The sequence below is a fragment of the Thiomicrorhabdus sp. zzn3 genome, from assembly GCF_029767755.1.
Classification (GTDB): Bacteria; Pseudomonadota; Gammaproteobacteria; order Thiomicrospirales; family Thiomicrospiraceae; genus Thiomicrorhabdus.
Map to the genome: position 1 here is coordinate 52,486 of NZ_JARUQS010000002.1, position 16,283 is coordinate 68,768.

The 16,283-nt window shown below is 49.6% G+C and carries 15 protein-coding genes; 7 read left to right on the plus strand and 8 right to left on the minus strand.

The genetic code is table 11. The features are described 5' to 3' along the window. Window positions 1-63 precede the first annotated feature (63 nt). From fetB to uvrD, 3 genes are read right to left on the minus strand one after another with little or no spacing between them, the layout of a single operon-like run. Window positions 64-858, minus strand: a complete 795-nt coding sequence (fetB, locus tag QCB44_RS07890) for an iron export ABC transporter permease subunit FetB (RefSeq protein WP_279409284.1) — start codon at window positions 856-858, stop codon at window positions 64-66. Then, window positions 855-1,478: an ATP-binding cassette domain-containing protein gene (locus QCB44_RS07895; RefSeq protein ID WP_279409285.1), complete on the minus strand. Its 624-nt coding sequence runs from the start codon at window positions 1,476-1,478 to the stop codon at window positions 855-857. The genes fetB and QCB44_RS07895 overlap by 4 nt, the downstream gene beginning before the upstream one ends. A gap of 9 nt (window positions 1,479-1,487) precedes the next feature. Beyond that, window positions 1,488-3,722, minus strand: coding sequence for a DNA helicase II (gene uvrD / locus QCB44_RS07900; RefSeq protein WP_279409286.1), 2,235 nt, complete (start codon window positions 3,720-3,722; stop codon window positions 1,488-1,490). Window positions 3,723-4,193: 471 nt separating this feature from the next. Here uvrD and trxA point away from each other — a divergent pair, with 471 nt between their 5' ends. The 5 genes from trxA (at window position 4,194) to hemE (ending at window position 8,559) form a co-directional block, all read left to right on the plus strand. Continuing rightward, complete coding sequence (gene trxA, locus QCB44_RS07905; protein WP_279409288.1) at window positions 4,194-4,508, plus strand: thioredoxin TrxA; 315 nt, start codon at window positions 4,194-4,196, stop codon at window positions 4,506-4,508. 165 nt (window positions 4,509-4,673) lie between these two features. Continuing rightward, the gene (gene rho, locus QCB44_RS07910; RefSeq protein ID WP_279409289.1) at window positions 4,674-5,930 is read left to right on the plus strand and encodes a transcription termination factor Rho; all 1,257 of its coding nucleotides are present in this window, start codon (window positions 4,674-4,676) and stop codon (window positions 5,928-5,930) included. 165 nt (window positions 5,931-6,095) lie between these two features. Further along, window positions 6,096-6,344: a type B 50S ribosomal protein L31 gene (locus tag QCB44_RS07915; RefSeq protein WP_279409290.1), complete on the plus strand. Its 249-nt coding sequence runs from the start codon at window positions 6,096-6,098 to the stop codon at window positions 6,342-6,344. Window positions 6,345-6,518: 174 nt separating this feature from the next. Beyond that, window positions 6,519-7,322, plus strand: a complete 804-nt coding sequence (locus QCB44_RS07920) for a thermonuclease family protein (protein WP_279409292.1) — start codon at window positions 6,519-6,521, stop codon at window positions 7,320-7,322. 172 nt (window positions 7,323-7,494) lie between these two features. Continuing rightward, window positions 7,495-8,559, plus strand: a complete 1,065-nt coding sequence (gene hemE / locus QCB44_RS07925) for a uroporphyrinogen decarboxylase (protein WP_279409293.1) — start codon at window positions 7,495-7,497, stop codon at window positions 8,557-8,559. A gap of 59 nt (window positions 8,560-8,618) precedes the next feature. On the opposite strand, the gene QCB44_RS07930 is transcribed toward hemE, so the two are convergent. From QCB44_RS07930 to mutY, 3 genes are read right to left on the minus strand one after another with little or no spacing between them, the layout of a single operon-like run. Further along, a complete protein-coding gene (locus QCB44_RS07930) occupies window positions 8,619-9,824 on the minus strand; it encodes an EAL domain-containing protein (RefSeq protein WP_279409294.1) in 1,206 nt (401 codons plus the stop codon). Window positions 9,825-9,846: 22 nt separating this feature from the next. Next, window positions 9,847-10,116: an oxidative damage protection protein gene (locus QCB44_RS07935; protein ID WP_279409296.1), complete on the minus strand. Its 270-nt coding sequence runs from the start codon at window positions 10,114-10,116 to the stop codon at window positions 9,847-9,849. Next, a complete protein-coding gene (gene mutY / locus QCB44_RS07940) occupies window positions 10,100-11,164 on the minus strand; it encodes an A/G-specific adenine glycosylase (protein ID WP_279409297.1) in 1,065 nt (354 codons plus the stop codon). The genes QCB44_RS07935 and mutY overlap by 17 nt, the downstream gene beginning before the upstream one ends. A gap of 115 nt (window positions 11,165-11,279) precedes the next feature. Here mutY and trmB point away from each other — a divergent pair, with 115 nt between their 5' ends. Further along, complete coding sequence (gene trmB, locus QCB44_RS07945) at window positions 11,280-11,999, plus strand: tRNA (guanosine(46)-N7)-methyltransferase TrmB (RefSeq protein WP_279409298.1); 720 nt, start codon at window positions 11,280-11,282, stop codon at window positions 11,997-11,999. A gap of 57 nt (window positions 12,000-12,056) precedes the next feature. Here the strand turns inward: trmB and QCB44_RS07950 are convergent, their stop codons facing one another. Together QCB44_RS07950 and hemW are read right to left on the minus strand one after the other, a co-directional pair. Then, on the minus strand, window positions 12,057-14,300 hold the full coding sequence (locus QCB44_RS07950; protein ID WP_279409299.1) for an AsmA family protein: 2,244 nt from the start codon (window positions 14,298-14,300) through the stop codon (window positions 12,057-12,059). Between the two features lie 43 nt (window positions 14,301-14,343). Continuing rightward, entirely contained in the window at window positions 14,344-15,492 is a 1,149-nt protein-coding gene (gene hemW / locus QCB44_RS07955) for a radical SAM family heme chaperone HemW (protein ID WP_279409300.1), read from the minus strand. Between the two features lie 278 nt (window positions 15,493-15,770). Between hemW and QCB44_RS07960 the strand changes: the two genes are divergently transcribed. Then, complete coding sequence (locus tag QCB44_RS07960; protein ID WP_279409301.1) at window positions 15,771-16,190, plus strand: hypothetical protein; 420 nt, start codon at window positions 15,771-15,773, stop codon at window positions 16,188-16,190. Window positions 16,191-16,283: the final 93 nt, after the last annotated feature.

Here is a 16,283-nt window from a genome sequence, read left to right on the forward strand (position 1 = left end):
TAAGATTGAACAAAGCTTGAATGTAGCAGAAACCATCGCTTATTAGCAAGAAAATACTGGGTATTACTTAGCAGAATAAAGTTGATCCAATTGCAAGCGCTGACGTCCGTCAAACAATCTTCGGCTGGCTACATGCACCGCAATCAAGGTACCGAATCCGGTTGAGGTAGCGACCAAAAACATCACCATAATTTGATACTTTACCGCTTCGGCCGGATCGGCACCCGCAAGAATCTGCCCGGTCATCATGCCCGGCAAGGAGATGATACCGGCGGCCACCAGCATATTCACCACCGGCATCATCGCGGTATGCAGACTCTGTTCACGCACAAACTGCATCGCCTGCTTAGCGGTCTTACCCAGCGCCAGCTGGGCCTCTATCTGAGCTTTAAGCTGAACCGAATTGCGCGTCAACGTATCCAACCCCAGGCCAATGGCCGTCATGCTGTTGCCGAGCAGCATTCCCAGCAATGGAATGGCATATTGCGCCTGATACCATGGCTGCGGCTCAATGACGATCGTCAGCACGCCAATCAATAATAACAATGACGTCAAAGAGATGGAAAACAGTCCGATCCAAATAGAAAACCCTTTATGAAAACGGTAATGTTGCCGCTTGGCAATTTCATACCCGGCCGCCAATAGCATTATCAGCCCCACCAAGGCCACCCAAATCCAGTTTTCGGCATAAAACACCCAGCTAAGCCATACCCCCATAAACAACAATTGTGCAACCATGCGCACATTGGCCCACCAGTACTGCTTAACATGGGTAAACCCATTCAGCCAAAGCAAACCGCCGAGGATGATCACTAAAACGGAAAGGGTCACCAGATCCCAATAACTTAAATGAATCATAGCCTCTCCTCCTCACCGACACTGTGCTGGTAGAGCTGCTCAATGCTCCAGCAATGGGTTTCATCGACCAAGCGTTTCTGTTGAGACTCGTCATGAGTCACCCATAAAATGGCCGCCTGATGCTGATCCAGATAATCACGCAACAACTGCTCAACCTGCAAGGTGGTCTGCTGGTCGAGGTTGGCGGTAATTTCGTCTAGCAACAAAACCTTGGGGTGGTAAACCAAACCTCGCAACAGGGCCAAACGCTGTTTCTCACCGCTGGACAGGCTATTCACCGTGCGCTGCAAATAATCACTTTTTAACCCCACCTGCGCCAACAGCTCCGAAGACGGGGCCTGCTCAAAATGCGCCTCTACCGTATCACGCCACCAGGCGGTTTCTGCGGAAAAATACATCACCTGTCTGCGCCAATGCTCCGGACACATGGTCATCTGCTCTTCGCCATGCAAAGAGATGACGCCTTCATGCGGAATCAAATCGGCAAGCGCTTTCATCAACACAGATTTCCCGCTTCCCGAAGGCCCATGCAGCACGACTAATTGATAGGGTGCCAGTTCCATATTTACAGCTTCAAGCATTCCGGCGGCTTTCACCGCAGTCGCTTTTAATAAAGTCACTTTTCGTCGTTATCCACACTTTGTTAATTTGGCATACGCCATGACCAGCCATTTGGAACCGACATCATCAAAGTGCACATTGACACTGGCATGGTCGCCACTTCCCTGAATTGAAAGCACCATTCCCTCTCCAAATTTCTCATGACGGACTCGATCACCGATCTGATAATGACCGCCGGCTTCCGCAGCCAATACCGCATCCAGATTACTATCCCAAGCCGAATGATCTCTGCCCTCCAGCGTCGGCCTCACCGAGCCGGACAGACGGACAAAATCGACACACTCCGCCGGAATCTCCTTAATAAAACGGGATGGAGAAGGGTAAAACTCAGAGCCGTGCAAACGGCGTCGGTTAGCAAAAGTCATAATCAACTGCTGTTCGGCACGCGTCACCCCCACATAGGCCAAACGGCGCTCCTCTTCCAGTCTCGACGGATCTTCCAGAGACTGTTGGGAGGGGAACAATCCCTCTTCCACTCCGATCATAAACACCAAAGGAAACTCCAATCCTTTAGCGGCATGCAACGTCATCAACTGTACGGATGACTCCCATTGATCGGCCTGCTGCTCGCCCGCCTCCAAAGCGGCCTGAGCCAAAAACTCTGCCAATGGCGATTCATACTCTTCCTGACCGGCCGCAGCCGCTTCAGATTCGATCTCAGTAATGGCGTCTTGCGGCTTGCTTGCCTTAAACTGACTCACCGCGTTGATTAATTCGTCAATATTCTCCAGACGACTTTGCCCTTGTTCAGAACGATCTTTTTCAAAATGGGTCTGCAAACCGGATCGACTGATCACCTGCATCACCTGATCCTGAAGATCTTTATCGGCACTGCTCGTTGCCAAATCGTCAATCAAATCCAGAAAGCCTTTGACCGAGGTTTTGGCGCGGGCGGTCAAGCCATCGTCAACCAAATCACTGGCCGCCTGCCACATAGAAACCTGTTTCTCGCGCGCACGGTCACGAATACTGTCAGCGGTTTTCTGACCGATACCGCGCGGCGGGTGATTATAGACACGCTCAAACGCGGCATCGTCATCGCGATTGAGCAACAAACGCAGATAACTTAAAACATCTTTGATTTCAGCGCGATCATAGAAGCGCAATCCGCCATAGACTCGATAGGGAATCTGCGCCTGCATCAGTGCCTGCTCCATCACTCGCGACTGGGCATTGGAACGGTAGAGCACCGCAATATCACTGCGTGAACCGCCTTGATCACACCACGCCTGAATCTGATTGCAAACGTACTGGGCTTCGTCGAGTTCATTAAAGGCTTCATACACGCGCACCGGAGCCCCATCCTCGCCAGCACTCCATAGCTGCTTGCCCATACGCGTCGTGTTGTGTGCGATCAACGCATTGGCCGCTTTAAGGATCGTCCCCGTAGAACGGTAATTCTGTTCCAGGCGCACGGTTTTCACGCCAGCAAAATCGGAATCGAACTGGCGAATATTTTCCACTTTGGCACCGCGCCAGCCGTAAATCGACTGGTCGTCGTCGCCAACGACAAACAATCGGCCAGACCCGCCCACCAACACGCGCAACCAGGCGTATTGCAGACTGTTGGTATCCTGAAACTCGTCGACTAGAATATGCTGAAAGCGTGTTTGATAGTGGGCCAAAAGCTGCGGCTGCTTGAGCCACAACTCATGGGCACGCAATAACAGTTCGGCAAAATCCACCAGCCCGGAACGCTGACACTGCTCTTCGTAGGCGGCGTAAATCTGTACCATTTTCGCCACAAAGGGATTGTGTCCGGGATCGATATGCTGAGAACGGCGCCCTTCTTCCTTTTCACCATTAATAAACGCCTGAACCTGACGGTGTGGCCATTGGGCCTCATCCAATTCCATGCTTTTCAACAAACGTTTAATTACTCGTTTCTGATCGTCCGAATCCAAAATCTGAAAATTCTGCGGCAACCCGGCTTCTTGATAGTGTTGCCGTAAAATACGATAGGCGATGCCGTGAAACGTGCCCATGGTCAGGCCTTGCGCCTTGTGGCCGATCAGAGCTTCAATACGCCCACGCATCTCATTCGACGCCTTATTCGTAAAGGTCACCGCCAATACATTGTAGGCCGACAGGCCCATCACTTCGGTCAACCAGGCGATACGATGGACCAACACGCGCGTTTTTCCGCTGCCCGCGCCCGCCAAAATCAGGGCATGGCCATCTTCAACAGTCACGGCTTCACGCTGTGCATCATTTAAGTCATTTAATATATAGGAAATATCCATAGAACATTTATATGAAATAGTCAGTGCGATCAGACAGCAAAACCATCACTGCCTGCAAAATAGATTAATGTGCAATATCCTACGCTAATTTGGCTTTTTTGTGGCGTTTTTCATTGGCAAGCCACGCATTGAATGCGCCTATATCAGAGGTAAGAGGCCACACAATCATGTCTCCCCAAAATGACCAGGCCTGGTCATTTCATGCCGATATTTTTTAGATTTTTTTTTAACACAGACCTTGCAATCTATTTTCTCTTAATGTAATAATTAGCCAAATTCAAAATTTCAAACACAGTTTTTGGGTTCGTCCATAGCCTTTTTTAAAACCCAGCTTTTTAAAAAGTGGGCGTCCATCATCGATTCAAAAAATAATTTCCATACGAATCTACTACGACTTCTATCCGTGCCGACGCAGGCAGGGTATGTGTCAACCTACTCGTATAGAATAAAAAAATAATTAGGAGTACAAACATGATCTCAACCAGCGATGCAAATTTTGAAGCTGAAGTATTGCAATCTGACATCCCGGTTCTTGTCGACTTTTGGGCAGAATGGTGTGGACCATGTAAAATGATTGCGCCGATTTTGGATGAAATTTCCAGTGAATACGAAGGCAAAGTCAAAGTCGCTAAGCTAAACATTGACGAAAACCCGGCAACTCCACCAAAATACGGTGTTCGTGGCATCCCGACTCTAATGCTGTTTAAAAACGGTGAAGTGGATGCAACCCAAGTCGGTGCCCTGTCTAAGTCGCAATTGTGCGCTTTCCTAGACGGAAACCTATAAGACAGTTCCAGGCACTCTGAGCCGATTCAGAGTGCCGGTTTTCATCACCCACATTCTCTTTCTTTTTTCCATCTTCTTATAACTTCTTTTGAATCTCATTGGCCTAGCCAACAACGTCAAAACAGAAGTCAAACAACGATATAGTCAACATTTCAGATTTACATTATGAATTTAAGCGATTTAAAAAAACAATCCGTCTCTTCTCTGCTAGATCTTGCCAACAGCATGGGGCTTGACAATGTCGCCCGTCAGCGCAAACAGGACATTATCTTCGCCATTCTTAAAGCCCATGCCAAGAAAGGAGAAGATATTTACGGACAGGGCGTATTAGAAATCCTGCCAGACGGTTTCGGTTTCCTAAGAACCCCTGACGGTTCCTATCTGGCCGGCCCGGACGATCTGTATGTTTCTCCAAGTCAGATTCGCCGCTTCGGCCTTCGCAAAGGGGATACCATTCAAGGAAAGATCCGTCCCCCCAAAGACAATGAGCGCTATTTCGCTTTGCTTAAAGTTGAAAAAATCAACTTTGAAGAGCCGGAAGTGGCGCGCAAAAAGATCGCTTTCGAAAACCTGACGCCACTGCATGCTCAGGAACGTCTGAAGATGGAAATCGGCAACGGTAGTACCGAAGACATTACCCCGCGGATTATCGATATCGCCGCGCCTTTCGGTAAAGGGCAGCGTGGTTTGATCGTGGCTCCGCCAAAATCCGGTAAAACCGTTATCCTGCAACAGATGGCGCAGTCGATTGCCGAAAACTATCCGGATTCCTATCTGATCGTACTGCTGATCGACGAACGTCCGGAAGAGGTAACGGAAATGGAACGTACCGTCCGCGGCGAAGTCATTTCATCCACCTTTGACGAACCGGCGGCGCGCCACGTACAGGTAGCCGAAATGGTTATCGAAAAAGCCAAACGTCTGGTCGAGCACAAAACCGATGTCATTATCCTGCTGGATTCCATCACCCGTCTGGCCCGTGCGTACAATACCGTGACCCCGGCTTCCGGTAAAATTCTTTCCGGTGGTGTGGATGCCAATGCGTTGCACCGCCCAAAACGTTTCTTCGGTGCGGCACGTAATATCGAAGAAGGTGGCTCACTCACCATTATTGCCACCGCGCTGGTAGATACCGGATCGAAAATGGACGAAGTCATCTTCGAAGAGTTCAAAGGAACCGGTAACATGGAACTTCACCTGTCACGCAATATTGCAGAAAAACGTGTGTTCCCAGCCATCAACCTAGAGAAGTCCGGTACCCGTAAGGAAGAACTGCTCACTTCACCTGAAGAGCTACAAAACATCTGGATTCTACGTCGTTTCCTACAATCCATGAATGAGGTTGAAGCGATTGAAACCCTGATTGACCAGATGAAGGTGACAAAAACCAATGCAGACCTGTTTGACGCCATGAAGCGTTAAACGGCTCCTGCGGCGACGTTGTTTGTAAACGCAGAGCATCGCCGCGGCTATTTTTGCAACGATTTCAAACAGAAGCCGCAAATTAAATAAAAAAGAAATTTGCATTTTGTTTTTTAATCACTATAATTCACTTTCTTTGAAAATTAAACTTAATGGACCGTCATCATGCAAGCAGACATTCATCCAGAATATAATGAAGTCGTTTTCCAGGACATCTCTACTGGTGAAACGTTTCTGACTCGTTCGACCATTGAAAAAACTTCTGGCGACACAATTACTCTAGACGGTAAAGAATATCCGTTGATCCGTGTAGAAGTTTCAAGTGCTTCTCACCCTTTCTATACTGGTAAGCAAACACTTGTCGATACAGAAGGTCGTGTTGAGAAGTTCAAGCAAAAGTACGCTCGTCGATAAGCGACATTTACCGCTTACTTTTAAGAAAGCGCTGTCTCCAAAAGGAACAGCGCTTTTTTTATGCCCAAATCTTATTCAAATCACCCATGGCCCTTTCCTTGCTTTCCTATTTTCACGGCTAACACCGCCTGAAACCCGTTTTTTTGAGTTGCAAACCTCGGTACAATTGGATTTATGACGACGCTAAGATTCACCTTACTGCTTTTAACCGGCCTGCTGTTTTCTCAACAGGCCTGGTCAGACGATTGCGCGCCTAAACATGAACTGACGTGGGTGAAGGCGCAATATGCTTTGAGCGGAGATACCTTAGTCATTCAAGACCAACGGGTACGCCTGAATGGGATTCACGCACCGCAAATCCCAAGAATCCACAAATTCAACACTCCCGGACAACCGCTGGCCAAGGAAGCGCAAACCTTTTTAAATAAATTACTGGCTAACAATGACCTTGAAGTGGGCGTTGAATACGACACCACTCAAGTAGACCGGTTTAACCGCCAGTTGGTTCACCTGTTTTTGAAAGACGGGACCAACGTCCAGCAAGAAATTCTGAAAAACGGCTACGCCATCGCCTTTACCGATAACCAGAATTCCCTGCATGCACGCTGTTATTTTGAGGCCGAGCAGCAGGCCCGCCAAAACCGCTACCAACTTTGGGATCTGGCGCAAAAAAAACCGCAACTGCATTACCCCCTGGTCAACAGCAGCGAACTGCGCAAACAGGATGACGGTTTTCGCATTATTCGCGGCCAGGTAGAACGCGTCGAACAGCTGGGGAATCATTATGTCATCAACCTCGATACCACCGGCATTCGCATTCCCAAACACTATTGGCAACGCTTCGACTTGGCCCAGCTAAAAGGCCTTCAGGGGAAAATCATCGAGGTACGCGGCCTAGCCTACTACTATAAGGGAGCCATGTATATGATCATTGAACACCCGAATGCCATCGATCGTCTAAACCCTCTCAACCGTTAATCCAGATTTCAAATACTGGCAAAAGCCAACGCGCCTGGTGTTTTAGGTTTCCGATACGGACGCTTTCCGTTAAAATAACCGCTTTAACTGATTCATATTGCAAGAAAAGCCGCAGAGTCGCGACAAGCATCGAAAACGGGGCCGCGGCGGCGTCAGAAACAAAGGAACATTCATGGCAGAACTTCAAAACGACCGCTTTTTACGCGCCCTTCTTAAAGAACCTGTAGATCGCACTCCAGTTTGGATGATGCGCCAGGCGGGACGCTATCTGCCAGAATACCGTGCGACACGCGCCCAGGCCGGCTCTTTCATGGATCTGTGCCGTAATGCGGAACTGGCCTGTGAAGTCACACTACAGCCATTGGAACGTTTTCCGCTGGATGCAGCCATTTTGTTCTCCGACATTCTGACCATTCCGGATGCGATGGGCCTGGGGCTGCGTTTTGAAACCGGTGAAGGTCCGGTTTTTGACAAACCGGTTCGCACGCTCGCCGATGCCAAAAAACTCTATGTGCCGGATATGGGATCGGACTTGGGTTATGTCATGGATGCGGTGAGCACCATTCGTAAAGCCTTGAACGGTCGTGTGCCACTGATTGGTTTCTCCGGCAGTCCATGGACCCTGGCCACCTATATGGTCGAAGGCGGCTCCAGCAAAACTTTCTCTAAAATCAAGGCTATGATGTACGATGAGCCGAAAACTCTACACCATATTCTGGATGTATTGGCCGACTCGGTTATCGCCTACCTGAATGCCCAGATTGAAGCCGGTGCCCAAGCGGTTCAAGTATTTGACACCTGGGGTGGCGTATTGACGCCACGTGATTACCAAGAGTTCTCATTGCGTTACATGCAAAAAATCGTCGACGGTCTAAAACGCGAAAATGAAGGCCGCAAAGTTCCGGTCATTCTCTTCACCAAGGGGGGCGGGCAGTGGCTGGAAAGCATGGCCGCAACCGGATGCGACGCATTGGGACTGGACTGGACCACCGACATTGACGAAGCGCGCGCGCGCGTGGGCGATAAGGTCGCTATTCAGGGCAATATGGACCCATCCATGCTGTATGCATCACCGGAGCGTATTCGTCAGGAAGTGGCTTATATCCTTGAAAAATTCGGTAAAGGCTCAGGGCACGTCTTCAACCTGGGCCACGGCATTCATCCGGAAGTAAAGCCGGAACATGCCGAAGCCTTCATTAAAGCCGTAGTGGAACTCAGCCCTCAATACCACCAGTAATCAACCAATAATAAAAAACCGGCAAAAGCCGGTTTTTTATTGCCTGTTCACCTGGCACCTTATCCCAGTTCTACCTGTTCCGCAATACGCATAGCCTCAAGATAAAGCGTGGAAAGTTCGATACCGCTCAGCCCTGCTGGGCGTTTAAAATCGGTTCGACCTCTTTCGATCGCACACACCGTTTGCAACGCCATGCCAAGATTGCCTTCTTGCCCCAATAACGCGGCCTTAACATGTTGAGATAACTTCATTTGCTCCAACAAAATGGCCATCTCCGTATCCAGCACCGCTTCTAAGCTTGAAAACAGGCCCACGGTAAAATAGGTATCCGGTGAAAAATCCCGAATCCGAGAACCGACCAGCTCACAAAACTTCGCGCGTATAAACGCCGTTTTAAACAGCTCCAATGGCTTGTCGTCCACACCGGAAATGACCAGCATACTGGTCCAGCTTTTCAGGCGCTCCAAACCAAACTGCATCACGGCGTGATGAATGGAGCTGATTTCCTGATCGAACTTTGCACAGGAAGAGGCGAACTTGAGCAATTTATGACTCAAAGCCACATCGCGACTGATGAGATCAGAGAGCTTGCGCATATCGACATCGGGATCGTAAACACTGGCAAGAAGCTGCAAAACCCCTAATTTATTAGTCGGTAACCGTTTGCCTTCAATAATCTTCGGCTTGGCAAAGAAATACCCCTGAAAATAGTCAAACCCAAGACGCTTACAGAATTCGTACTGATCATTGCTCTCGACCTTCTCCGCCAACAGCTGAATTCCTTTGTCTTTGAGTTTGGCGGAGTGCTCAATCAATGGCTTGGGGCCGACCTGCATAATATCGACTTTAATGATATCTGCCAGCGCTTCCAACGGTTCAAGTTCGGGATTAAAGACATAATCGTCCAGCGCAATGACAAAGCCCATTTCACGCAGCGCTTCAATACTCTTTAACAGGTGGGGTGTGACTTTAACGTCTTCCAACACCTCAATGACCATCTGCTTTCGCGGAAAGAATGACTCATACTCCGGGCTCAACAGACTCTCGGTAAAGTTAATAAACGCTTTCCGATCACCAACAACATCTGTCAGCCCAATGTCGCCAAACGCATTCAGCATCACTTGCGCTGAAGCGCTATCGCCCCCCAGTATGACGGCTTGATTTTGCTCACGACTACCACGAAACAAAAGTTCGTAGGCAAACAGATTCATCTCGCGATCAAGAATCGGTTGTCGCCCGATAAACACATCCACCAAGCCGGACATAACAATTTATCCTAAAGCGCCATCAGATGGCTTTGAACTCTTCCGGCATATCAATGTCTTCGTCATTAAACAGAAACTTTTGCATCTCTTCCTGTAGAAAACTCCGCGCTTTCGGATCCAAACTGGAAAGGCGATACTCATTGATCAGAATCGTCTGTTGGGCTAACCACTGCTTCCAAGCCTCTTTTGAGACGTTTTCAAACACTTTTTGCCCCAATTCTCCTGGAAACGGTGGGAAATCCAACCCCTCCAACTCTTCGCCCATTTTTACGCACTTAACCATTCTTGCCATATTCTTTCTCCAGTTGTCCCAGTATTTTTTTGACCGGGGCAGGCAACCCTAATTGATCAGCCTGCTCAAGATGATGCCACGCCCCCTGCCATTCAGCCGGCGCCTCACAAACGCGCTCCAGCTTCAAAGGTTCAATGTCCAAGTGATAATGGCTGAAGGTGTGGCGGAATTTGTCCCATTCTACCAAACTCTGCGAACCGGCATCCAGCGCAGTTGATATTGACGATTTTAAGGCCTCTATTAGCGCTTTCTGTGAGTCGTACTGCGGCAGACTCCATAGGCCGCCCCAAATACCTTTCTGAGGGCGCTGTTCCAACCATACCTGCTGTTGCTGATTGAGCATAATCAGCATCGCCGCTTGACGCACCGGCTTCTCCTTTTTGGGTTTGGAAAAAGGGAATTCACCAACCCGTTCTTGCTGCAAGGCCTGGCAACCAGAGGCTACTGGACAGCGAGCGCAATCAGGACGGCTGCGGGTACATAGGGTCGCCCCCAAATCCATAATCGCCTGTGTATAGTCCGCAAAGCGCTGCTGAGGCGTCAACTGATCCGCGACCTTCCACAGGTGATTTTCAACCGTTTTCTCCCCCGGCCAGCCTTCAACGGCAAAATAACGTGACAACACCCGCTTGACATTGCCATCCAAAATTGGAAAACGCTGCTGCAAGGCAATGGAGAGAATCGCCCCGGCCGTCGAACGCCCAATACCGGGCAAAGCCACCACTTCATCAAACGACTTAGGAAACTCACCGTCATGCTCCTGCATAATCAGCCGTGCCGCTTTATGCAGATTTCGGCCACGGGCGTAGTAGCCCAATCCGGACCAGTGCGCCAACACCTCATCTTGAGAGGCCTCGGCCAGCTCCAATAAGGTCGGAAAACGCTGCATAAACCGCTGGTAGTAGGGAATGACCGTTTGCACTTGGGTCTGTTGCAACATAATCTCTGAAACCCAGACTCGGTAAGGCGTAATCTGCTGCTGCCAAGGAAGGTCGTGACGACCAAATTGGTCGAACCAGTGGAGAAGTTTCTCTGAAAATGCGTTCATGCCGCCTATTTTAACTGATCAGCTACGCGCGCGAAGCTTAAGAATATCCAAGGAATCGCTAAATAAGATTAAGTATAATATTAACCTTTCCAATACATTTTTTACTTCTCTGCAGATGAATCAGCCTAGCGATACTCCTACCCAAGAACTCCATCAAGAAAGCGAAAAGCGTCGGATCAAAAGCTTTGTCCTGCGACAGGGGCGCCTTTCCGCGTCACAGCAACGTGCCATCGATGAAAACTGGCCTAAATACGGCCTGACCATCGAACATGGACGACTCAACTTTGCTGAAGTGTTTGGCCGCGAAGCCCCGACCATTGTCGAGATCGGCTTTGGCATGGGGAAAAGTCTGGCAGAAATGGCCGAAGCCAATCCGCAACAGAATTATATCGGCATTGAAGTACACCGCCCTGGTGTTGGCGCCCTGCTGAAACTGATCGAAGAAAAAGGCCTGACCAACATCCGTATCTTTAATCATGATGCGATTGAGGTACTGGAACAGTGCATTCCCAAAAACAGTTTGGATGGGGTCTATCTGTTTTTTCCGGACCCATGGCACAAGAAACGTCATCACAAACGCCGCATTGTCCAGCCGGCGTTTGCCAAAACCATTGCCAGCCACCTAAAACCGGGCGGACACTTTCATATGGCGACCGACTGGGAAAATTATGCCGAACACATGATGGAAGTGATGAGCGCCGCGCCGGACTTCCGTAATACCCAAGCGCAAGGCGAATACACTCCGCGTCCGGATTACCGTCCACTGACCAAATTCGAGCAGCGCGGACAGCGCCTGGGGCATGGTGTCTGGGATCTGATTTTCGAAAAAATCTGACCAGGCCTGGTCAGAACAGCCTTGTCATGGCGAGGCGCTATTCAATAATAGGACGCCTTATTTAAGACGGCTTAAATCGACCGTCCAATGCGGCTGATCCAGCGCTCCCTGATACAATAACGGCAGAATCACCCCCTTCAAAAAGGCAAACGACCTAGGCGGTTTCGTCAAGGTCAAACTGAGCGGTGCCTCTACCTGCAAGCGGTTCAAATCCACTTTGGCTTGGCCTTTGGCCTGCAAGCCTTGCGCTTTGACTTGAACTTTCTTGGCCAGATAGATGCCATTCGTCCATTTACCCTCCAGAATCAGCCTTTGATAAGGCCACTTATCGGTAAACTGCATCCCTTGCCCGCTTAAGGCCCGATCAAGATCGAATCCGTAAAAGTGGCCGTTCCGCATATCGACCAACAGGCTGCCTTGAAGGTTTTGTCTTAACACCCTACCGTTCGTCCCCAGGGTCTTCAGATCGAATTTTGCGTCATAGAGACCGTCCAGCGGTGACGCCTGCCACGCAGCCGTCGACAAAGCTCCAAAGTCCACTTGCTGAATTTTGCCTTGCCAGTGATAGGATGGCGTCTCGCCATTCACGTTCAAGATCAGACTGGATTCCAGCTTACCCTGATACAGCTGGGCATTGAACGGTGCTAAGGTCAAGGTGCCCTGCTCCGCCTGGAGCTGCATGACCACATCCTGGGTATCCACACCCCAAGCCCGTAACGCAGCCACTTTAACAACACCTTCGGCATTCAACGCCCTTAAAGTCGAAATCGGCACCGCCAGAGGCAGATAGGAATTGTCTCCCGGTGTGTCCGAAACCGAACCTGAGCTGTCAGTGCGCAAAGCACGATAATCCTCCAGGTTCAGTTGATCGATCGCCAAGTCGAAGTGGTAACGGCTGTCCGTTCCGATTCGCTCTCGTCGCATGTTTCCGGTCAGCGTGGAGCGATCCCAACTCAACTGAATGTCATCGAAATTAAGTCGCTGGTTTTTGAGCTCCCAACTGATCTGCCCTTTGACTTCGGTTAAGGCCTTTTTATTGACAAATTCGGGCACCTGCAACCCCAAGTGCCGCGCCCAGTTCTGCACATTGAATCCATTAACCAGCAGATCGCCATACAGATTGGCTTGGGCCCCATAGCTACCGGAAAAAGAGGCCGTCATCTGCGATCCAAGGGCATTTAAACGCGCCTTAACCACCTGGATGCGATCCTCTTGCAGATTCAAATTGAAGCTCTCCCCTTCTGTGACCAAACGCATTTCCGGAACCTTCTGCTCTTCAGGCAACTTAAGCTTCATAACGCCCTGCCAATCATTGACCTGCCAACGTTTTAAGCCCTGGCTGATGTCGAGCATCGCCGCCACATCAAATCCGTAGTGTCGCGCTTGCAAAGTATTGTGATAGGCAAAATCAGTACGGATCTTAAACGGCTCGCCCAGTTTGACGTGAAACGCCAACAAGTTCAGTTCCGAAACCACCGCTTGATGGTTAACCACCGAGTCCTGCAATTCAAAACGACCGTTTTGAATGACGACACTGTCAAACTGCCAGGCAGGCGCAGATGAATCCAGGGAAGCGGATGGTGGAGAAAGCGTGGAGTTGTCCGACGGAACAGATAAATCTTCAGCGCTGGGTAGTGGTATTTTCTCCGCATTGGCAACCTCTGGAGCCAGTGCGGCTTTAACCAGATAATGCTCCCAACGCTCTTGAGCCTCTAGACTCTTTACCTGTTTGCGCAAATCCGAAGTGTGAATACTTGGAAACACCGTAGTTGCCAGTCTCTGCCAGTTATCCCCATGCGCGTTTCTCAACAGAACCAGATTGGGCTCAATCAACTCCAGGCCTTTAACCGAAAGACGTTTATGAATAAACAGATCCCACATCGACACTTCCACCTGAATTCGTTTGACGCTGAGCATGTCGTTCTGGCCAAACGCCTCGGCAAAATCCTCACGGTTTTTCAAAGAGACCTTTTCAAGGCTAAAGGTAAACGGAAACACCGAGACCTCTATCGCCCCTTCAATATCGAATTGATGACCGGTGCGTTCCGTGACCTCCTGCTCAATCTGCGGCTTATACTGATTAAAATCAATGAGACTGATCGCGGCCGCAAAGCCCAAAAACAGTAACAGTGGAAGAATCATCCCAACCATCAAAAGGCGCTTACTCCATCGCCAAATGGAAGAAGACGAGCGCGCAACAGACTCCGTGCCCAGCGCGGACTCTTTTGTCTCTGTTTCCGCAACGGAGGTTGTCTCAGGAAGGGTTTCCGGCGCTTTTTTCGGTGTCTGTTGTTGTGTCATCTTCTATGGACCGTCTATTAATGATTGAATACAGGAAAACGCTTTATAAAAAGAGTCCGATCACATCGTTGAGATACTGTTTTCCCAACTCGGTTAGCTGCAAATGGTTGTCGCTTATCGTAACCCATTGCCGGGTTTGCATGGTGTCCAATTCCGCTTCAATCACATCCAACGGCAATCCCGTGCGCAACGTAAATAGCGAAAGGTCAAAACCGTTCTGCAGGCGCAGTGCATTGAGCATAAACTCAAAGCGCGCATCCTCATCACTGACTAAGGTTGTGCGCCCGGGTTCCGGCCGTTGCATTTCATTAATGTACGCCCCCGGTGAGGCCGGCATTTGCGTTCGCCAAACCTGGCCTTGCGGCGGAGAGGTGATCTTGCCGTGGGCTCCGGCGCCCAAACCGATGTAATCACCGAATTCCCAGTAATTTAAATTATGGTAACAACTCCTGCCCGGCTGAGCATAGGCAGAGACCTCATAATGCTGATAGCCGGCCTCCGCCAAACGTAGCTGGCAGGCCTGCTGCATCTCCCAAGCCAAATCATCGTCCGGCAGCGGCGGCGGCTGTTTATAGAAAGGAGTATTGGGCTCCAGGGTCAATTGGTAGTGCGATACATGCGTCGGCCGCAACTCAATGGCGCTGTCAATATCGGCTACCGCCTGTGCCAACGTCTGCTTGGGCAGGGCAAACATCAGGTCCAGATTAAAATTCTTGAATCCGGCACCTTTCGCCGCTTCCACCGCCCGATACGCCTCATCGGAACTGTGAATCCGGCCGAGTGCTTTGAGCTTTTCGTCGGCAAAACTTTGGATACCGATGGAGAGCCGGTTAATCCCCGCGTCAAAAAAAGCGGCGAATTTTTCAACATCCACCGTCCCGGGATTGGCTTCCAGGGTAATTTCGATCTCGGGACCGAACCCCAACAGCGCACGAGCTTGCGATAAAAAACGGTTTAATCCGCTTTGCGAAATCAGGCTGGGGGTACCGCCGCCAAAAAAGATCGATTTAATCGGGCGCCCCCAGATGAGTGGCAAGGTCTGTTCCAACTGCTTGATCATCGCCTCGATATAGGCCGCCTCATCCACTGTCTGTTTGAGGGTGTGTGAATTGAAATCACAATAGGGACATTTCTGCACACACCATGGATAGTGCACATAAAGAGTTAAAGGGATCGGTTGGGTGAAATTCACATTCGCCTCTTTGCTACTTAAACGGACCAGGCCTGCTCAATTTTTGGGCCCAATAAAACAACACAAGCTAACGCCGCTTAGGCGTGAGACCTTGCACAACACCACTCTCTCATAACTTAAATCTATTTAAATATCATAAAGTTAAATAACGATTTATATTGATATTAGAAATTGCTTAAGCTATTAATAAAAGGGCTTACTTTCAACGGCGAGCGCAAGCATTTTAACCATTGCCACATTATAACCCCACCCACCCACTACTCTTAAGGAGGGATATTATGCTTGGTTTACTTACTCGCTTTCTCCAACTGCTGAGCATTCACCTTGCGGTTATCATTCTGCCCATCAATGCGCATGCTGGAGAAGAAACACTCAGCGGCTCACCCGTAAGAGCCATTTTACTCACCCCGGTTGTAGGCCAGCCAACCCCGGCTTCACCGCAACCCGTTCGCTTTGAAATCATCCAGGGCCAGGCAAAAGGCTGCCTCGCGTATGGCAACGCTTACCTGAACAATCAACGCAAACGTTATGAATACAAACTTAAGCCGGTGAATTGTGTTAAAAACGGCCAAACCGTCACGGTTGGGCAGGTTGTCCGCGGTCAACACAACATAAAAGGCACCATGGCGAATAGCGGCATGGGACGCTCTTATTTGATTTCCAATAAAGGCGTCACCGTAACCCTAGCTTATGAATAATGACCAACGTTACTCTAAAACTCACTCACAAGCTTGATTTTGCTCAAGCAGTTCACTTGGTCAAAGTGTTAAAGTGACCTTCTATTAAACGAG

What these genes read in the sequence shown, in the direction of transcription:
- fetB (WP_279409284.1), bottom strand. Translation starts at nt 858, where the DNA reads ATGATTCATTTAAGTTATTGGGATCTGGTGACCCTTTCCGTTTTAGTG.
- uvrD (WP_279409286.1), bottom strand. Translation starts at nt 3,722, where the DNA reads ATGGATATTTCCTATATATTAAATGACTTAAATGATGCACAGCGTGAA.
- trxA (WP_279409288.1), top strand. Translation starts at nt 4,194, where the DNA reads ATGATCTCAACCAGCGATGCAAATTTTGAAGCTGAAGTATTGCAATCT.
- rho (WP_279409289.1), top strand. Translation starts at nt 4,674, where the DNA reads ATGAATTTAAGCGATTTAAAAAAACAATCCGTCTCTTCTCTGCTAGAT.
- QCB44_RS07915 (WP_279409290.1), top strand. Translation starts at nt 6,096, where the DNA reads ATGCAAGCAGACATTCATCCAGAATATAATGAAGTCGTTTTCCAGGAC.
- QCB44_RS07920 (WP_279409292.1), top strand. Translation starts at nt 6,519, where the DNA reads ATGACGACGCTAAGATTCACCTTACTGCTTTTAACCGGCCTGCTGTTT.
- hemE (WP_279409293.1), top strand. Translation starts at nt 7,495, where the DNA reads ATGGCAGAACTTCAAAACGACCGCTTTTTACGCGCCCTTCTTAAAGAA.
- QCB44_RS07930 (WP_279409294.1), bottom strand. Translation starts at nt 9,824, where the DNA reads ATGTCCGGCTTGGTGGATGTGTTTATCGGGCGACAACCGATTCTTGAT.
- QCB44_RS07935 (WP_279409296.1), bottom strand. Translation starts at nt 10,116, where the DNA reads ATGGCAAGAATGGTTAAGTGCGTAAAAATGGGCGAAGAGTTGGAGGGG.
- mutY (WP_279409297.1), bottom strand. Translation starts at nt 11,164, where the DNA reads ATGAACGCATTTTCAGAGAAACTTCTCCACTGGTTCGACCAATTTGGT.
- trmB (WP_279409298.1), top strand. Translation starts at nt 11,280, where the DNA reads ATGAATCAGCCTAGCGATACTCCTACCCAAGAACTCCATCAAGAAAGC.
- QCB44_RS07950 (WP_279409299.1), bottom strand. Translation starts at nt 14,300, where the DNA reads ATGACACAACAACAGACACCGAAAAAAGCGCCGGAAACCCTTCCTGAG.
- QCB44_RS07960 (WP_279409301.1), top strand. Translation starts at nt 15,771, where the DNA reads ATGCTTGGTTTACTTACTCGCTTTCTCCAACTGCTGAGCATTCACCTT.